Source organism: Klebsiella sp. M5al (genome assembly GCF_002090195.1).
Taxonomy (GTDB): domain Bacteria; phylum Pseudomonadota; class Gammaproteobacteria; order Enterobacterales; family Enterobacteriaceae; genus Klebsiella; species Klebsiella grimontii.
Genome location: NZ_CP020657.1, coordinates 4,075,184 through 4,093,645, shown reverse-complemented (window position 1 = coordinate 4,093,645; position 18,462 = coordinate 4,075,184). Strand labels below are relative to the sequence as shown.

General features: G+C 58.5%; 14 protein-coding genes and 1 pseudogene. 11 read left to right on the top strand and 4 right to left on the bottom strand.

Going from position 1 to position 18,462, the window contains the following annotated elements:
• Nucleotides 1–6 precede the first annotated feature (6 nt).
• From maiA to BWI76_RS19550, 6 genes and pseudogenes are all read left to right on the top strand, one after another.
• Nucleotides 7–651: a maleylacetoacetate isomerase gene (gene maiA / locus BWI76_RS19575; RefSeq protein ID WP_004870419.1), complete on the top strand. Its 645-nt coding sequence runs from the start codon at nt 7–9 to the stop codon at nt 649–651.
• Nucleotides 652–659: 8 nt separating this feature from the next.
• On the top strand, nt 660–1,853 hold the full coding sequence (locus BWI76_RS19570) for a 3-hydroxybenzoate 6-monooxygenase (RefSeq protein WP_024359203.1): 1,194 nt from the start codon (nt 660–662) through the stop codon (nt 1,851–1,853).
• A gap of 200 nt (nt 1,854–2,053) precedes the next feature.
• Complete coding sequence (dusC, locus tag BWI76_RS19565) at nt 2,054–2,992, top strand: tRNA dihydrouridine(16) synthase DusC (RefSeq protein ID WP_004138551.1); 939 nt, start codon at nt 2,054–2,056, stop codon at nt 2,990–2,992.
• A 152-nt stretch (nt 2,993–3,144) separates the two neighbouring features.
• Complete coding sequence (gene bglG / locus BWI76_RS19560; RefSeq protein ID WP_004122830.1) at nt 3,145–3,978, top strand: transcriptional antiterminator BglG; 834 nt, start codon at nt 3,145–3,147, stop codon at nt 3,976–3,978.
• Nucleotides 3,979–4,031: 53 nt separating this feature from the next.
• Nucleotides 4,032–6,003, top strand: a pseudogene (gene bglF / locus BWI76_RS19555) (PTS beta-glucoside transporter subunit IIABC).
• Between the two features lie 17 nt (nt 6,004–6,020).
• Nucleotides 6,021–7,415, top strand: coding sequence for a glycoside hydrolase family 1 protein (locus tag BWI76_RS19550; protein WP_004138567.1), 1,395 nt, complete (start codon nt 6,021–6,023; stop codon nt 7,413–7,415).
• A 96-nt stretch (nt 7,416–7,511) separates the two neighbouring features.
• Here BWI76_RS19550 and BWI76_RS19545 read toward each other — a convergent pair whose 3' ends face one another.
• Complete coding sequence (locus BWI76_RS19545) at nt 7,512–8,246, bottom strand: class I SAM-dependent methyltransferase (RefSeq protein ID WP_004138568.1); 735 nt, start codon at nt 8,244–8,246, stop codon at nt 7,512–7,514.
• A 119-nt stretch (nt 8,247–8,365) separates the two neighbouring features.
• On the opposite strand from BWI76_RS19545, the gene mdtQ reads away from it, so the two are divergent.
• Nucleotides 8,366–9,808, top strand: a complete 1,443-nt coding sequence (gene mdtQ / locus BWI76_RS19540) for a multidrug resistance outer membrane protein MdtQ (RefSeq protein WP_084402804.1) — start codon at nt 8,366–8,368, stop codon at nt 9,806–9,808.
• A 105-nt stretch (nt 9,809–9,913) separates the two neighbouring features.
• Here the strand turns inward: mdtQ and BWI76_RS19535 are convergent, their stop codons facing one another.
• A complete protein-coding gene (locus tag BWI76_RS19535) occupies nt 9,914–10,483 on the bottom strand; it encodes a DedA family protein (protein ID WP_004138572.1) in 570 nt (189 codons plus the stop codon).
• 155 nt (nt 10,484–10,638) lie between these two features.
• Between BWI76_RS19535 and BWI76_RS19530 the strand changes: the two genes are divergently transcribed.
• On the top strand, nt 10,639–11,226 hold the full coding sequence (locus BWI76_RS19530; RefSeq protein WP_004122818.1) for a Yip1 family protein: 588 nt from the start codon (nt 10,639–10,641) through the stop codon (nt 11,224–11,226).
• Between the two features lie 174 nt (nt 11,227–11,400).
• Nucleotides 11,401–12,348 carry a D-alanyl-D-alanine endopeptidase gene (pbpG, locus tag BWI76_RS19525; RefSeq protein WP_004138574.1) on the top strand — a complete coding sequence of 316 codons (948 nt, stop codon included), beginning with the start codon at nt 11,401–11,403 and terminating at the stop codon, nt 12,346–12,348.
• A gap of 138 nt (nt 12,349–12,486) precedes the next feature.
• Here pbpG and BWI76_RS19520 read toward each other — a convergent pair whose 3' ends face one another.
• Together BWI76_RS19520 and dld are read right to left on the bottom strand one after the other, a co-directional pair.
• On the bottom strand, nt 12,487–13,041 hold the full coding sequence (locus BWI76_RS19520; protein WP_004138576.1) for a GNAT family N-acetyltransferase: 555 nt from the start codon (nt 13,039–13,041) through the stop codon (nt 12,487–12,489).
• A gap of 97 nt (nt 13,042–13,138) precedes the next feature.
• Nucleotides 13,139–14,881: a D-lactate dehydrogenase gene (gene dld, locus BWI76_RS19515; RefSeq protein ID WP_004138578.1), complete on the bottom strand. Its 1,743-nt coding sequence runs from the start codon at nt 14,879–14,881 to the stop codon at nt 13,139–13,141.
• 194 nt (nt 14,882–15,075) lie between these two features.
• Between dld and bglX the strand changes: the two genes are divergently transcribed.
• Both bglX and BWI76_RS19505 read left to right on the top strand, forming a co-directional pair.
• On the top strand, nt 15,076–17,373 hold the full coding sequence (gene bglX / locus BWI76_RS19510; RefSeq protein WP_004138580.1) for a beta-glucosidase BglX: 2,298 nt from the start codon (nt 15,076–15,078) through the stop codon (nt 17,371–17,373).
• A 167-nt stretch (nt 17,374–17,540) separates the two neighbouring features.
• On the top strand, nt 17,541–18,458 hold the full coding sequence (locus BWI76_RS19505; protein WP_024359196.1) for an ABC transporter substrate-binding protein: 918 nt from the start codon (nt 17,541–17,543) through the stop codon (nt 18,456–18,458).
• Nucleotides 18,459–18,462 lie beyond the last annotated feature (4 nt).

Here is an 18,462-nt window from a genome sequence, read left to right as displayed (position 1 = left end):
TGAATGATGAAGCTGTACAGTTTTTTTAATAGCTCAGCGTCCTACCGCGTGCGGATTGCGCTGGCGCTGAAAGGCATCGACTACCAGAGCGTCGGCGTTAACATCCGCATCGGCCAGCAGAACGCGCTGGAGTACCGGCGGCTGAACCCGGTCGGTCTGGTGCCGACGCTCATTACCGACAAAGGCGAATCTCTCGGCCAGTCGCTGGCGATTGCCGACTGGCTGGACCGGCACTATCCGCAGCCGCTGCTGCTGCCCCAGGCGGACAGCGCGCGGATGCGGGTACTGGAGATCGTTTACGCCATCGCCTGCGATATTCATCCCATTAATAACATGCGCGTTTTACGCTACCTTGGCGACGAGCTAAAGGTAAGCGAAGAGGAGAAAAAACGCTGGTATGCGCACTGGATCCAGCAGGGATTCAGCGCCGTCGAGCAGCTATTGCGCCACGCGAAATCCGGCGATTTTTGCGTGGGCGATGCGCCTACCCTGGCGGACTGCTGCCTGGTGCCGCAGTGGGCCAACGCCCTGAGGATGGGCTGCGATCTCAGCCACTATCCGCGCTGCCAGGCGGTTTATGACGCCTGTACCCGGCTGCCGGCATTTATCGCCGCCGCGCCGGAAAACCAACAAGATAAGATCCCGGCTTAGGAGGCAACATGGCAAAAGTGATGCGAGCAATTATTGTCGGCGGCGGTATTGGCGGAGCGGCCACGGCGCTCTCTCTGGCGCGCCAGGGCATCAAAGTGATGCTGCTGGAAAAGGCGCATGAAATCGGCGAAATCGGCGCCGGGATCCAGTTGGGTCCAAACGCATTCTCGGCGCTCGACAGCCTCGGCGTCGGCGAAGTCGCCCGCCAGCGCGCGGTGTTTACCGACCATATCACCATGATGGATGCGGTCAACGGCGAAGAGGTGGTGCATATTGAGACCGGACAGGCCTTCCGCGACCATTTTGGCGGACCCTATGCGGTGATCCATCGGGTGGATATCCACGCCACCGTCTGGGAGGCGGCGCTGACCCATCCGGCCGTCGAGTACCGTACTTCGACGCAGGTAGTGGATATCCGCCAGACCGCCGATGACGTGACGGTGTTTGATGATAAAGGCAACAGCTGGACGGCGGATATTCTGATCGGCTGCGACGGCGGTAAGTCGGTGGTGCGCCAAAGTCTGCTGGGCGATTCGCCGCGGGTAACCGGCCATGTCGTTTATCGCGCGGTGGTTGACGCCGCCGATATGCCGGACGATTTACGCATCAACGCGCCGGTGCTGTGGGCCGGTCCGCACTGCCACCTGGTGCATTATCCGCTGCGCGGCGGCAAGCAGTACAACCTGGTGGTGACCTTCCATAGTCGGCAGCAGGAAGAGTGGGGCGTGCGCGACGGCAGTAAAGAAGAGGTGCTCTCCTACTTTAAAGGCATCCACCCGCGTCCCCGGCAGATGCTGGACAAACCGACCTCCTGGCGTCGCTGGTCCACCGCCGACCGCGAGCCGGTAGAGAAGTGGGGCAACGACCGCATCACGCTGGTTGGCGATGCCGCGCATCCGGTGGCGCAGTATATGGCCCAGGGCGCCTGTATGGCGCTGGAAGATGCGGTGACGCTGGGTAAAGCGCTGGCGCAATGCGACGGCGACGCCGCCCGCGCTTTCGCGCTGTATGAATCGGTACGTATTCCGCGTACCGCGCGCATCGTCTGGTCGACGCGGGAAATGGGGCGGGTCTATCACGCCGCCGGCGTTGAGCGTCAGGTGCGCAATCTGCTGTGGAAAGGCAAAACCCAGAGCGAGTTTTATCGCGGCATCGAGTGGCTGTACGGCTGGAAAGAGGATAACTGCCTGGAAGCGCGTTAAGCGGCTGCGCACTTCCCGGGGCGCGGCTGGCGCCTTACCCGGGCTACCGGCCCGCAGATAGCGGTGGTCGCGTAGCCTGGCTAAACGCAGCGCCAGCCGGGAAGCAGCGCCGCCGCCGGGAAAACCGATATTGGCCCCTTTCAACCCGCATCCAGAGGCGCTAACATAGCGCCTCTTTTTTCCGGGCAATGATAAACAATATGCGTGTATTACTGGCGCCGATGGAAGGCGTGCTCGATTCGCTGGTGCGCGAGCTGCTGACCGAAGTGAATGATTACGATCTCTGCATCACCGAATTCTTGCGCGTGGTGGATCAGCTCCTGCCGGTAAAATCGTTCTACAGGCTGTGTCCGGAACTGCATAACAACAGCCTGACGCCGTCCGGCACCCGCGTGCGCGTGCAGCTGCTCGGGCAGTATCCGCAGTGGCTGGCGGAAAACGCCGCTCGCGCGGTCGAGCTCGGTTCCTGGGGCGTTGACCTCAACTGCGGCTGCCCGTCAAAGCTGGTGAACGGCAGCGGCGGCGGGGCGACGCTGCTGAAAGACCCTGAGCTTATCTATCGCGGCGCGAAAGCGATGCGCGAGGCGGTTCCCACCCATCTGCCGGTCACGGTAAAAGTACGGCTTGGCTGGGACAGCGGCGAGCGGCGATTTGAAATTGCCGATGCGGTCCAGCAGGCGGGCGCCAGCGAGCTGGTGGTGCACGGCCGCACCAAAGAGGACGGCTATAAAGCGGAGCGCATCGACTGGCAGGCCATCGGCGAAATCCGTCAGCGCCTGACTATTCCGGTGGTGGCCAACGGTGAAATCTGGGACTGGCAAAGCGCCCAGGATTGCCTGGCCGCGACCGGCTGCGACTCGGTGATGATTGGCCGCGGCGCCCTGAACGTTCCAAACCTGAGCCGGGTGATAAAATATAACGAACCACGTATGCCCTGGCCGCAGGTGGTCGAACTGCTGCAAAAATATACCCGCCTGGAAAAGCAGGGCGACACCGGTCTTTATCACGTCGCGCGTATCAAACAGTGGCTGAGCTATTTGCGTAAAGAATACCTTGAGGCTGCTGAGCTGTTCAGCGCGGTGCGCACCCTACAGGATTCAACCAGCATTGCGCGCACGATTAACGACTGGCGTAGCTAAACTATCTGACCTACATCACAATTTTTGGCTTGTCCCATTGAGATTACCCGGCGGACAGTGAAATACTCACTACCGATTGTTACTGCTCCGGCAGGCAAAACCTGATTTCCTGGCATCCGTCGGGGTCAGGTTTTTTTGTTTTTGGGGTTCATATGCAAATCGCCAAAGTCCTTAATAATAATGTAGTGGTGGTTGTTGATGAGCAGCAGCGTGAACAGGTAGTCATGGGCCGAGGACTTGCCTTTCAAAAACGCGTTGGTGACTCTCTTGATGAAAGTAAAATTGAAAAGGTCTTCGCGCTGCAGAGCGATGAACTGGTTGGCCGTTTAGGTGAATTACTCAGTCAGATACCGTTAGAAGTGATGACCACCTGCGATCGGATCATCGATCTGGCGCGCGGTCGTCTCGGTAAGTTACAGGATAGTTTGTACATTACCCTGACCGACCACTGCCACTTTGCGATTGAGCGGCAGAAGAAGGGCATCGCCATTCGGAATGTGCTGCTGTGGGAAATAAAGCGGCTGTATCCGAAGGAGTTTGAGTTAGGGCAGGAGGCGCGGGCGATCGTCAGCAAAAGGCTCGGGGTTGAACTGGCCGAAGATGAAGCGGGTTTTATCGCCCTGCATCTGGTCACGGCGCAGCTCAACAGCGAAATGCCGGAAGTGATGCACGTGACCCGGGTCATGCAGGAGATCCTGCAACTGGTGAAGTATCAGCTGACGCTGAACTACGACGAAGAGTCGCTGAGCTACCAGCGCTTTGTCACCCACCTCAAGTTTTTCGCCCAGCGCATGCTGACGCGAACGGTGGTCGAAGATGATGATGTGACGCTGCACAGCGCGGTAAAGGATAACTACCCTAAAGCGTGGAAGTGTGCGGAAACCGTCGCCCGGCACCTGCAAAAGAGCTACCAGCGGCCACTGACGACGGAAGAGATTATGTTTCTCGCCATTCATATTGAGCGGGTGAGAAAAGAGGGACGCTAAGCGCCGATAGGGCCTGGCGCATAGCTCCCGCGCTACAACTGGATTGTTACTGCATTACGCAGGCAAAACCTGAGCGCAACGCCTACACGGCGTTGTTCTCGGGTTTTTTTATTTTTAATACTCAGTTAACGATGCCTGCGGGCAGCGGAAGTAAGGAAAAACAGCATGGAATATAAAGCACTCGCGCAGGATATTCTCACTCGGGTAGGCGGCAGAGAGAATATTGTGAGTCTGGTTCACTGCGCTACACGGCTGCGTTTTAAGCTCAAAGATAGCAAGAAGGCGGATGCCGAAGGACTGAAGGCGAACCCTGGCGTCATTATGGTCGTCGAAAGCGGCGGCCAGTTTCAGGTGGTTATCGGTAATCACGTGCACGATGTCTGGCTGGCGGTGCGCAGCGAAGCCGGCCTGACGGATGACAGTGAGCCGGTGGCGGTAAAAGGCGAAAAAGTGTCGCTTATCGGCCAGCTTATCGACATTGTTTCCGGTATTTTCACCCCGTTTATCGGCGTCCTGGCGGCCTCGGGGATCCTCAAAGGCTTGCTGGCGCTGGCGGTGGTTTGCGGCTGGTTAACGACGCAGCAGGCGACCTATAAAATCTGGTTTGCCGCCAGCGATGCGCTGTTCTTCTTTTTCCCGCTGTTTCTCGGCTATACCGCAGGCAAGAAATTTGGCGGCAACCCCTTTATTACCATGGTGATCGGCGGCGCGTTAACTCATCCGCTGATGATTCAAGCGTTTGACGCCAGCATGGCTCCCGGCGCCGCGACGGAGTATTTCCTCGGTATTCCGGTGACCTTTATCAATTACAGCTCCTCGGTCATTCCGATTATCCTCGCCTCGTGGGTCAGCTGCTGGATTGAAAAACGCAGCAACGCGATACTGCCTTCCTCGATGAAGAACTTCTTCACGCCGGCGATTTGCCTGGCCGTCGTCGTACCGCTCACGTTTCTGATTATCGGCCCCGTAGCCACCTGGCTGAGCCAGCTGCTGGCCAATGGTTATCAGCTTATCTATCAGGTTGCGCCCTGGCTTGCCGGAGCGGCGATGGGAGCGCTGTGGCAGGTATGCGTTATCTTCGGGCTGCACTGGGGCCTGATACCGTTAATGATTAACAACCTCGCCGTGCTGGGCCATGATTCGATGATGCCGATGCTGCTGCCTGCGGTGATGGGCCAGGTGGGCGCCGCGCTGGGGATTTTCCTGCGCACTCGCGATGCGCGGCAAAAAGTGCTGGCGGGTTCTGCGGTTTCCGCCGGGATCTTTGGCGTGACCGAGCCGGCGATTTATGGTCTGAACCTGCCTTTACGCCGTCCCTTTATCTTCGGCTGCGTTGCTGGCGCCATCGGCGGCGCGATGGTTGGTTTTAGCGACAGCCACGTCTACTCTTTTGGTTTCGGTAACATTTTCACCCTGGCGCAAATGATCCCGCCGGAGGGCATTGACGCTACGGTGTGGGGCGGCGCGGCGGGGATGTTTGCCTCGTTAATCATCGCCTGCGTGCTTACCCTCGTCGCCGGGCTGCCGCGCAGCAGCGCTGAGCAGGCTGCGGTTGTCGTGGCGCCGGCCTCGGAAAACGACATCCTGGCGCCGATGACCGGCAGCGTGCTGGCGCTGGATCAGGTGCCTGACAGTACCTTCGCCAGCGGCCTGTTGGGCCAGGGCGTGGCGATTATTCCCTCAGTGGGCAAGGTTATCGCGCCGTTCTCGGGCGAAGTCGCCTCCATTTTTCAAACCAAACACGCCATCGGTCTGCTGAGCGACAGCGGCATTGAGCTGCTCATCCACGTTGGCATCGACACCGTTAAGCTCGATGGCGCGCCGTTCACCGCCCATGTAAAAGAGGGTGACAAAATCAAAGCGGGCGACCTGCTGCTGGAGTTTGACCGCCAGGCGATTCTGGACGCCGGCTATGATCTGGCGACGCCCATTATTATCAGCAACAGCGACGATTTTCGTACTCTCGACATGGTCTCCGCCAGCGCGGTGGATGCCGGTCAGCCGCTGTTGTCCGTAAGCCGTTAATCACAGGAGAGAGATGAATGAAGACATTCCCACAGGCGTTTTTATGGGGCGGCGCGACCGCGGCAAACCAGGTTGAAGGCGCTTATCTGGAAGACGGGAAGGGATTAACCACTTCTGACGTCCAGCCGCGCGGCGTATTTGGCGATGTGGTAGAACGCGTGCCCGGCGATAGCGGCATTAAGGATATCGCCATCGATTTTTACCACCGTTATCCGGAAGATATCAGCCTCTTTGCCGAGATGGGCTTTAACTGCCTGCGCGTATCGATTGCCTGGGCGCGTATTTTCCCCCACGGCGATGAGGCGCAGCCAAACGAAGCCGGGCTGGCCTTCTACGATAAGCTGTTTGATGAAATGGCGAAGCACAATATTACTCCGCTGGTAACCCTGTCCCACTATGAGATGCCGTGGGCGCTGGTGAAAAACTACGGCGGCTGGGGCAATCGCAAAGTGATTGGCTTCTTCGAGCGCTACGCCCGTACGGTGTTCGAGCGCTACCAGGCGAAGGTCAAACTGTGGCTGACCTTCAATGAAATCAATATGTCCCTGCACGCGCCGATGACCGGCGTCGGTCTGCCGGCTGACAGCAGCAAAGCGGAAGTCTACCAGGCTATTCACCATCAGCTGGTGGCGAGCGCGCTGGCGGCTAAGGCCTGCCATGACATCGTGCCTGAGGGCAAAATCGGCAATATGCTGCTCGGCGGCCTGATGTATCCGCTCAGCTGCAAACCGGACGATATTTTTGAAACCCTGCAGCAGAACCGTAGCTGGCAGTTCTTTGGCGATGTCCAGTGCCGCGGCGCTTACCCGGGCTATATGCTGCGCTATTTCCGCGACAACGGCATTAACCTCGACATCACCGATGCCGACCGCGCCGCCCTGAAAGAGACCGTCGACTTTATCTCCTTCAGCTACTATATGACCGGCTGCGTGACCGCCGACGAAGAGCTGAACAAAAAAGCGCGCGGCAATATTCTCAGCATGGTGCCGAACCCGCACCTGGCAAGCTCGGAATGGGGCTGGCAGATTGACCCGCTCGGTCTGCGCACGCTGCTGAACGTGCTGTGGGATCGCTATCAGAAGCCGCTGTTTATCGTGGAAAACGGCCTGGGCGCCAAGGATAAGGTGGAAGCCGACGGCAGCATCAACGACGATTACCGGATCAGCTATCTTAACGACCATCTGGTGCAGGTTCGTGAGGCAATCGAGGACGGCGTTGAGCTGATGGGCTACACCAGCTGGGGGCCTATTGACCTGGTGAGCGCGTCGAAGGCGGAGATGTCCAAACGCTATGGCTTTATCTATGTCGATCGCGACGATGACGGCAACGGCACCCTGGCGCGCAGTCGCAAGAAGAGCTTCTGGTGGTATAAAGAGGTCATTGCCACTAACGGCGGCAGCTTAAAAGAGTAATCGTCTGGAGGTTGCGTCGGCTAACCGCCACCCGGCAGAAATGCGCGACAGTAGCTAAAACCCTCGGCCCGGATAACCTCCGGGCCATTTTGCGTATTACGCCGGCTTACGCGCGCGCAGCAGAAAAATCATCGGCCGCTCTTTTTCTTCATCCAGCGCCGGCTGAGCGGCAATCTGCTCCGCCGTCGGTCCCCACTCATCCAGATGCTCAATGATAAAACCGGCGGCCACCAGCAGGTTTATCCAGCTGGACAGCTTGCGGTGCTGTTTTTTCACTCCGTCGGCAAACCAGTTGCTGATGCGCTCGCCCTCCTGCTGGTAGTGGCTCACCGGCCAACTTTTCTGCCCGTTCTCATCCACCTGCCAGCCCTGCTGAGGCGGGGCGGTGTAGATGGGATGTTCGGCGGAGAACAGCAGCGTGCCGCCAGGCGTCAGCGCCCGGTAAACGGTGGCGAACAGGGGCGCGACGTCGGGCAGATAGTGCAGCGCCAGCGAGCTATAGACCAGCTCGCAGCTATCGGCGGGCAGGGTAAGCGTCTGGAGATCTTCGCAGCGATAGCGAATACCTTCGCCCTCCGTCATTTCGCGGGCGCGCTCCAGCATTCGGCTGGAGAGATCCAGCCCGTCCACCTGCGCGGCGCCCTGATCCCGGGCCCAGCGGCAAAACCAGCCGTAGCCGCAGCCAAGATCGACGACGCGTAAACCGGATAACGGTGGAAGCATTTGCTGAAGGGTTGGCCACTCCGGCGCACCCTCCAGCCCTTTTACCGAACGATCGAGGGTGGCGTATCCGGCAAAAAAAGCGGGATCGTCATAGATGTTCTGACTCATTATCACTCCATGAGAAGTTTATTTTTAGCCTGCTAATAGTTACGGCACACGCTTTACTAAACGGCAATGATGCAAGTAGCTTAATATACCCGACCTTATTTAATCACCTGACCGATTTCATGAACCTGACTTTGAGCAAACGCGCGTTGGCTGGCCTGCCACTGGTTATCGCGCTGGCGGGCTGCGCGCCATCGCACGATACTGGCAAGCCGCTCCAGCAGCAGACCCCGGCATCCCACGTCGCAATGGAATTGCCCGCCGCCGTAAAAAACGGCTGGCCGCAGAGCAACTGGTGGCAGGATTACCATGACCCGCAGCTCAATAGCCTGATTCAGCGTGCCTTAGCCAATGCGCCGGACATGCAGATTGCCGAACAACGCATCAGGCTGGCGGAAGCGCAGGCGCGGATGTCGCAATCCAGCCTGGGGCCGAACCTGGATTTTTCCGCCGATATCGAACGACAGAAAATGTCCTCCGAGGGGCTGATGGGGCCGTTTGCCACCGATACCGACGGCAACACCGGGCCGTGGTACACCAACGGCACCTTCGGACTGACCGCCGGATGGGATCTGGACCTGTGGGGTAAAAACCGCGCGCTGCTGAAAGCGCGCATCGGTGAAGTCAAAGCCCAGGTCGCCGAAGAAGCCCAGACCCGCGAACTGCTGGCCGGCAGCGTCGCTCGCCTTTACTGGCAGTGGCAGACCGAAGCGGCCATTAAAAACGTGCTGACGCAGGTGAAGCGCGAACAGAATAATGTCGTTACCGTGGATACTGCGCTGTACCAGCGCGGGATCACCAACTCGGCCGAAGGGGCAGAGAACGATATTAACGTCAGTAAAACCGATCAGCAGCTCGCCGACGTAGCGGGCAATATGAAAGAGATCGAAGCGCGGCTGATGGCGCTGACCAACAGCCAGAGCCAGGCGCTGAATCTTCATCCGGCGGATTTACCCGCCGTCAGCGCGCAAATGCCCAACCAACTGGGCTATGAGCTGCTGGCGCGACGCCCGGACCTGCAGGTCGCGCACTGGTATATCGAAGCTTCATTAAGCGAAGTGGATGCCGCGAAAGCCGCGTTTTATCCGGATATCAACTTGATGGCCTTCTTGCAGCAGGATGCCCTGCATCTCAGCGATCTGTTCCGCCACTCTGCCCAGCAGATGGGCGTCACCGCCGGGCTGACCCTGCCGATCTTTGATAGCGGCCGCCTGAACGCGAATCTGGATATCGCCAGCGCGCAAAATGCCCTGTCGATAGCGAAGTACAACAAAGCGGTGGTCGATGCGGTGAATCAGGTGGCGAAAACCGCCAGCCAGATGGAAACGCTGATGGCGAAAAATCAGCAGCAGCAGCAGCAGGTTGAAAAAGATGCTCAGCGGATGGTCGCGCTGGCCCAGGCGCGGATGAATGCCGGGATTATTTCCGGCTCGCGCGTCAGCCTGGCGAAGCTGCCGGCGCTGCAGGAGCGCGTCACCGCGCTGCGCCTGCGCGGCCAGTGGCTTGATGCCAGCATTCAGCTGACCTCCGCGCTGGGCGGCGGGTATCATCAGGCGGCGAAGTAGTCCTGTTTCCCCGGCTCGCGCTGCGCTTAGCCGGGCTACAGATTACGTGGTCTGTGGAGTTTGTAGCCCGGATATGGCGTTTACGCCGCCATCCGGGAACTCTCGTCACTCTTTCTTCTTTGCCTCGCGGTGTTTTAGCCACCAGTGCGCCGCAACCACCAGCGCCACCGCCAGAATCAGCCAGATCCAGTGTTTCAGATGCGCGTCCAGATGATGCAGCCACGGGCCGATCGCTTCGCCGCCGAGATAGCCGAGCGTGGTAAAAATTAACGCCCAGATAATCGCGCCGACAATATTCAGCGGCAGAAACACCTTCGGCGGCAGGCGGCTGGCGCCAATTAACAGCGGGCCGATAACCCGAAAGCCGTACATAAAGCGGGTACCGATGACGAACAGATAAGGACGCCGTTGGATCATCCGCTGGGCCTTCTGGATCCGTTTTTTCTGGCGCGCAAACCGCCGCAGGATCCGTCCGCCAAAGCGCCTGCCGAGCAAATAAAGCAGCTGATCGCCAATCATGCCCCCGAGGGCGACCGAAATAACCACCAGCCAGAACTTCAATAATCCCTGATGTGCCGCCACGCCGCCGAGCAGCGTGATGGTTTCGCCTTCCGCCATGCTGCCAATGACCAGCGCCGCGTAGCCGTACTGGGAAATCAGGTTATTGATATCCATATAAAGATTAACTCCATAAAACGTCAGTCCCTTAATCATACACCCTGATGCTAAAAATGCGGGGGAAGCGCATTTTTATCGCTGTACACAAAATAATCTACAAGGTGAATTATACTTGGATCAGTGCTGTACCACGCCGTGACAAGGGGGACGCTATGAACCATGTCTGGGGGCTCTTCTCTCATCCTAATCAAGAGATGAGCGTTATTAAAAGCGAAAACGAAACCGTTTCGCATCACTATACGCACCATGTGCTGGTCATGGCGGCGGTTCCGGTTATCTGCGCCTTTATTGGCACCACGCAGCTGGGCTGGAATTTCGGCGACGGCACGGTGGTAAAACTGTCGCTGATGACCGGGCTGGCCCTGGCGGTGCTGTTTTATGCCGTGATGCTCGCCGGGGTGGCGGTGATGGGGCGGGTTATCTGGTGGATGGCACGAAGCTATCCGCAGCGGCCATCGCTTAAGCGCTGTATGGTTTTCGCCGGCTATGTCGCCACGCCGCTTTTCCTTAGCGGGCTCGTGGCGCTCTATCCGCTGGTGTGGCTGTGCGCGCTGGTGGGAACCGTTGCGCTGCTTTATACCGGCTATCTGCTGTATCTCGGTATTCCGACTTTCCTTGGCATCAATAAAGAAGAGGGGCTGAGCTTCGCCAGCTCGACCCTGGCGATCGGGGTGCTGGTGCTGGAAGTGCTGCTGGCTATCACCGTCATTCTCTGGGGATACGGCTACCGACTCTTCTGATTTAACTCATTGCCGGCATAAATAGATTTTTATGTCGGCAATGCAGCATTTGTTCACGATTCTTATTAGCCAGCTCGCGTTCTGACAGGGTATGATGATTTTTGCCAGCGGTGTTATCCCCAGCGCCGCGGCGTACGTTTATAACGTGCAAAAATACTTTTCAGAATGTTCACGATGACCAAATTTCGAGTTTCTTTGCTCAGCCTGACGTTGCTGCTGGCTGTGCCTTTTGCGCCCCAGGCGATGGCTAAAACTTCCACGGCGGTGACCGCCTCCCAGCCGGATATCGCTTCCGGCAGCGCGATGATCGTCGATCTTGCCAGCAAAAAAATCATCTATGCCAGCCAGCCGGATCTGGTTCGCCCGATGGCGTCGATCACTAAGGTGATGACCGCGATGGTGGTGCTTGACGCCCATCTGCCTCTTGATGAAATGCTGACCGTTGATATCAGCCAGACGCCTGAGATGAAAGGGATCTATTCGCGCGTGCGCCTGAACAGCCAAATCAGCCGCCGCAATATGCTGCTGCTGGCGCTGATGTCGTCGGAAAACCGCGCCGCCGCCAGCCTGGCGCACCATTATCCGGGCGGCTACGACGCGTTTATCCGCGCGATGAACGCCAAGGCGCAGGCGCTGGGGATGACCCGTACCCGTTACGTCGAGCCTACCGGCCTGTCGATTCATAACGTCTCTACCGCCCGCGATCTGACTAAGCTGCTGATCGCCAGCGAACAGTATCCGCTGATTGGCCAACTGAGCACCACCAAAGAGGATATGGCGACGTTCGCCCATCCGGCCTATACGCTGCCGTTCCGCAATACCAACCATCTGGTCTACCGCGACAACTGGAATATTCAGCTGACCAAGACCGGCTTTACTAACGCGGCGGGCCACTGCCTGATTATGCGGACGGTGATTAATCAGCGCCCGGTGGCGCTGGTGGTGATGGATGCGTTTGGCAAATATACCCACTTTGCCGACGCCAGCCGTCTGAGAACGTGGATTGAAACGGGAAAAGTGATGCCGGTTCCGGCTTCCGCGCTCAGCTATAAAAAGCAGCGTGAAGCGCAGATGGCCGATGCGATGCTGAAAGGCGGCGCGCAGACCGCGCAGAACGATTAACCCCCATTTCCCCGGATTGCGGCGCGCAGAACGCTGGATACCTGTAGCCCGGCTAAGCGCAGCGCGAGCCGGGGGATTTTCCCGGAGGCGGCGCCGGCGCGCCTGTCCGGGCTACCGCTTACCCACTACGCCGAGAGGCTACTCCGGCAGCGTCCAGTCGCCATCGCCGAGCGGGCGCTGCATAATCAGGGTATCCCGCCAGTCGCCCATCTTATAGCCGACGCTGCGCAGCTGTCCCGCCACGCTAAAACCGAACTTTTTATGAATCGCAATCGACCCGGCGTTGCTATGCCCGTCGCCGATAATCGCCAGCATCTGCCGCCACGGTCCCTGTTCGCATTTCTCAATTAGCCGCGAGAGCAGGGCGCTGCCAATACCGCGTCCGCCCATTCCCGCCTCAACGTAAATCGACTCTTCAAGCGTGTAGCGATAGGCCGGACGCGGGCGGTAAAAGGTGGCGTAGCAGTAGCCGACGATGGTGCCGCGCCACAGGGCAACCAGCCACGGCAGACCGCTATCGCGCACGGTTTTGATACGTTTACGCATCTCATCGACGGTTGGCGGGATCTCTTCAAACGAGGCGCGTCCATTGAGCACGTGCCAGACGTACAGCGCAGCGATGGCGTGGGCGTCATCGGGCAGCGCTTCGCGGATCTCTAAGTCAGCGTCATGTAGCTTATCCACTGCGGACATGATGGGTGGGTTCCTTAAACGGGTTTGCCGGAGAGGAGAATTCTCCGGCGTGCAGCGTAATACAGAAGCCCCGGGGCTGAACAGTCCCCCGTGCGGATTATTGCGGGTCGGCGGCGCTTGTCGTTTTATCCGGCGCTTCGCCCCAGTATTTTTGCTTACTGGTTTTACCGATCCCCGGATTCATGCTGTTGGTGGGATCGTTTTCGCGATAAAAGCGTTTTAAGCTTTCCGGCGCTTCATACAGATGGCCGACGTTATGCTCGGCCGGATACTGAGCGCCGCGCTCCTTCAGCAGCACCAGCATTTTCTCTTTCAGTTCGTGGGCATCGACGCCTTTTTTCACGATGTAATCCTGATGGAAAACGTGGCACATAAAGTGGCCGTAATAGAGCTTATGCACCAGCTGGCTATCGATATCGGCGGGAAGATGCTCAAACCAGTCGGTATCGTTACGGCGCAGGGCGATGTCCAGCGCCAGAATATCTTCCACTTCATCGGCGTGAACCGCCTGGTAGCGGATCGCCGCGCCCGCGGCGGCAAAGCGGTGCAGAAAGGCTTTGCTGCCTTCTTCCGCGGTGCAGACGAAGAAATCGCCTTCGGCGTTCTTAAAATACTCCCCGAGCCAGGCCTGGGCTTCTTCAATGCCGTCGCCCGCCATCTTCAGCAGCAGATGGTGTTCGTATTTATCGCGCCAGGTTTTCATTCGCTCCGGCAGATGCGCCGGGAAGACGTGACCCAGCTTTTGCATAAAGCGGTCGGTGAAGTGCGGCTTAAACAGCGACACTTTCTCCAGCATCGCGTCGGTGCGGCCCTTCATGGTAAAGAAGAACGGCATTTTATCGGTGCCGAGCTTGTCGATCATCAGGAAGGTATCTTTCCCGTACTGCTCGGCGATATCGTAAATATCGCGATGCATGTACTCGCCCGCCACCGGCAGATGGTTGAATTCGGCGAGAATATGGCGGCGAATTTCGGTCAGCACTTCCGGGCGGTTGGTGCCGATGTAGAAGACCTGCTGGCGTTTTGCCGCCGGGAAGGTATCGAGGCGCACGGCGAACACCGCCAGCTTGCCGGCGCAGCCCGAGGATTCAAACAGGCGGTCCGGGTCGGCGTTGTAGCGCGCTGGGGTATCGGCATTCACGTCGCGCACGCGGGTGACGTAATCATGATCGTGGGCGTGGCGACCGTCGTGGCGGACATCTTCATCTTTAACCCGCTCGTCGTCGAGGCGGCTAAGAATTTGCTCCGGCGTCGTGCCGAGGTCGATGCCGAGGTGGTTCACCAGGCTGAGCTTGCCGTTTTCATCGATTTGCGCATACAGCGACATTTCGGTGTACGCCGGGCCGCGCTGGACCAGCGAGCCGCCGGAGTTGTTGCAGATCCCGCCGACCACCGATGCCCCGATGCAGGATGAACCAATGACCGAGTGCGGCTCGCGGCCCAGCGGCTTCAGCGCTTTTTCCAGCGAATAGAGCGTCGTGCCGGGATAAGCCAGCACCTGCTCGCCTTTATCCAGCAGATGCAGTTTATCCAGGCGCAGAGTGCTGATAATCACGATATCGCGGTCATAATCGTTGCCGTTCGGCGTTGAGCCTTCGGTCAGGCCGGTGTTGGCCGCCTGCATCAGAATGATTTTGTCGGCGTTGACGCAGGCGTTCAGCACGCGCCACAGCTCCAGCAGCGTACCGGGAAAGACCACCGCCAGCGCGTCGCCCTGGCCGGAGCGAAAGCCTTTACGGTAGCGCTGGGTTTTAGCCGGGTCGGTGAGCAGATGGGACGAGCCGACCAGACGGGTGAGTTCAGCCAGAAAAGCGTTGTTATTGGTTGTTGCAGATGACATGTTCCACTCCTTGTGGTGGTACAAAATTATCAAAAATAAGAATAGCGCTTTGTATGACAATTTGATGCATCAATGTTTCGAAAAATCAGAGAACAACGCGCGCTTTATTCAGGCGTCTCGTTTATGTTTATGGCAGACTTCGACTTTTGCTATCTTTTCGCCGATCTGGTCGACTGGAACAATGAGGGATAAAAATGAAATGGCTTTGTACTGTAGGCGTCGCTGTGAGCCTGGCGCTGCAACCCGCGCTGGCGGATGAATTGTTCGGCAATCATCCTCTAACGCCGCAGGCGCGGGATGCGTTTGTGACGGAACTGCTGACGAAAATGACGGTGGATGAAAAAATCGGTCAGCTGCGCTTAATTAGCGTCGGCCCGGATAACCCGAAAGAGGCCATCCGCGAAATGATCAAAGAAGGTCAGGTGGGGGCGATTTTTAACACCGTGACCCGCCATGATATCCGCACTATGCAGGATCAGGTGATGGAACTCAGCCGCCTGAAAATTCCGCTGTTTTTCGCCTATGACGTGCTCCACGGTCAGCGCACCGTTTTCCCGATTAGCCTTGGTCTGGCCTCCTCTTTTAACCTCGACGCGGTGAATACCGTCGGGCGAGTATCGGCGTATGAAGCGGCCGATGATGGCCTGAACATGACCTGGGCGCCGATGGTCGACGTCTCCCGTGACCCGCGCTGGGGCCGCGCCTCGGAAGGATTCGGGGAAGATACCTACCTGACTACCGAGATGGGCAGGGCGATGGTGGAGTCGATGCAGGGGAAAAGCCCGGCCGATCGCTACTCGGTGATGACCAGCGTCAAGCACTTTGCGGCCTACGGCGCGGTCGAAGGCGGCAAAGAGTACAACACCGTTGATATGAGTCCGCAGCGCCTGTTCAACGACTATATGCCGCCGTACAAAGCGGGGCTGGATGCGGGCAGCGGCGCGGTCATGGTGGCCCTTAACTCGCTTAACGGCACCCCGGCGACCTCCGACGCCTGGCTGCTCAAGGACGTGCTGCGCGACCAGTGGGGCTTTAAAGGCATCACCGTCTCCGACCATGGGGCCATCAAGGAGCTGATTAAACACGGCGTGGCGTCGGACCCGGAAGACGCGGTACGCGTGGCGCTGAAGTCCGGCATCAACATGAGCATGAGCGACGAGTACTACAGCAAGTATCTGCCCGGGCTGGTGAAGTCCGGGAAGGTGACGATGGCGGAGCTGGATGACGCGACCCGCCACGTGCTGAACGTCAAATACGATATGGGCCTGTTTAACGACCCCTACAGCCACCTGGGGCCGAAAGATTCCGATCCGCAGGATACCAACGCCGAAAGCCGCCTGCATCGCAAAGAAGCGCGCGAAGTGGCGCGCGAAAGCCTGGTGCTGCTGAAAAACCGTCTCGATACGCTGCCGCTGAAAAAATCGGGCACTATCGCGGTGATCGGCGCCCTGGCCGACAGCAAGCGCGACATGATGGGCAGCTGGTCGGCGGCGGGCGTTGCCGGTCAGTCGGTGACCGTGCTGACCGGTATGCAGAACGCGCTGGGCGACAAAGGCAAGATTATCTTTGCCAAAGGCGCCAACGTGACCGACGATAAAGGCATCGTCGACTTCCTCAATCTGTATGAGAAAGCGGTGCAGGTTGACTCGCGCTCGCCGCAGGAGATGATTGACGAAGCGGTGGCGGCGGCGAAGCAGTCTGACGTGGTGGTTGCCGTGGTGGGCGAGGCGCAGGGCATGGCCCACGAAGCCTCCAGCCGCACCGACATCACCCTGCCGCCGAGCCAGCGCGCCCTGATTAGCGCGCTGAAGGCGACCGGCAAGCCGTTGGTGCTGGTGCTGATGAACGGCCGTCCGCTGGCGCTGGTGAAAGAAGATCAGCAGGCCGATGCGATCCTCGAAACCTGGTTTGCCGGTACCGAAGGCGGTAACGCGATTGCCGATGTGCTGTTCGGCGACTACAACCCGTCGGGCAAGCTGCCGATGTCCTTCCCGCGCTCGGTTGGGCAGATCCCCACCTACTACAGCCATCTCAACACCGGTCGTCCGTACAATGCGGATAAGCCGAACAAGTACACCTCGCGCTACTTTGACGAGGCCAACGGTCCGCTCTATCCGTTTGGCTACGGCCTCAGCTACACCACCTTTAGCGTTTCCGACGTGAAAATGTCGGCGCCGACCCTGCAACGTGACGGCAAAGTGACCGCCAGCGTGCAGGTGACCAATACCGGCAAGCGCGAAGGGGCGACGGTGATTCAGCTTTATCTGCAGGACGTTACCGCTTCCATGAGCCGTCCGGTGAAAATGCTGCGCGGCTTTAAAAAGGTGACCCTTAAGCCGGGCGAGACGCAAACCGTCAGCTTCCCGATTGACGTTGAGGCGCTGAAGTTCTGGAACCAGCAGATGAAGTACGACGCCGAGCCGGGTAAATTCAACGTCTTTATCGGCGTCGATTCCGCCCGCGTGAAGCAGAGCGAGTTTGAACTGCTGTAATGGCGATTTGTCGCCCGGGTAAGGCGCCAGTCGCAGCCCGGGAACACGCTTTCCGTTATCCTAAAGGCCGATTAATCGGCCTTTTCTTTTTCCGCTCCGCCCTAAATGAACTACGCTTTTCTCTTAAGCTCCTGTTAATGGAGCGCAAATTAAAGAGGGACGCGAGGATGATAAAGGCAAGTGTTTGGTCAGGCGCGCTGGCGCTGGCGGCCCTGATTAGCCTGCCGCTGCAGGCGGCCGAGCCGGTTAAGGTCGGCTCAAAAATTGACACCGAAGGGGCGCTGCTCGGCAATATTATTTTGCAGGTGCTGGAAAGTCATGGGGTGAAAACCGTCAATAAAATCCAGCTCGGCACCACCCCGGTGGTGCGCGGGGCGATAACCGCCGGTGAGCTGGATATTTACCCGGAATATACCGGCAACGGCGCGTTCTTCTTCAAAGAGGAGAACGACCCGGCGTGGAAAAACGCGCAGCAGGGATACGAAAAAGTCAAAAAGCTGGACGCGGAAAAGAATAAGCTCATCTGGCTCACCCCGGCTCCGGCCAACAATACCTGGACTATCGCCGTCCGTCAGGATCTGGCGGAGAAAAACCACCTCGCCTCATTAAGCGACCTCGCCGGCTATCTGCAAAAGGGCGGCGACTTTAAGCTGGCCGCCTCGGCGGAGTTTATTGAACGCCCGGACGCGCTGCCGGCGTTTGAAAAAGCCTACGGCTTTACGCTCAAGCAAGATCAACTGCTGTCGCTGGCGGGCGGCGATACGGCGGTCACCATCAAAGCGGCGGCGCAGCAAACCTCCGGCGTGAATGCGGCGATGGCCTACGGTACCGATGGCCCGGTCGCCGCGCTGGGTCTGCAAACCCTGAGCGACCCGAAGGGCGTGCAGCCGATTTATGCGCCCACCCCGGTAGTGCGTGAAGCGGTGTTAAAAGCCTATCCGCAGATAGCCGACTGGCTACAGCCGGTATTTGCCAGCCTGGATGAAAAGACGCTGCAAAAGCTGAACGCCAGCATTGCGGTAGAGGGGCTGGATGCGAAGAAAGTCGCCGCCGACTATCTGCAACAAAAAGGGCTGCTGAAGTAGCGCG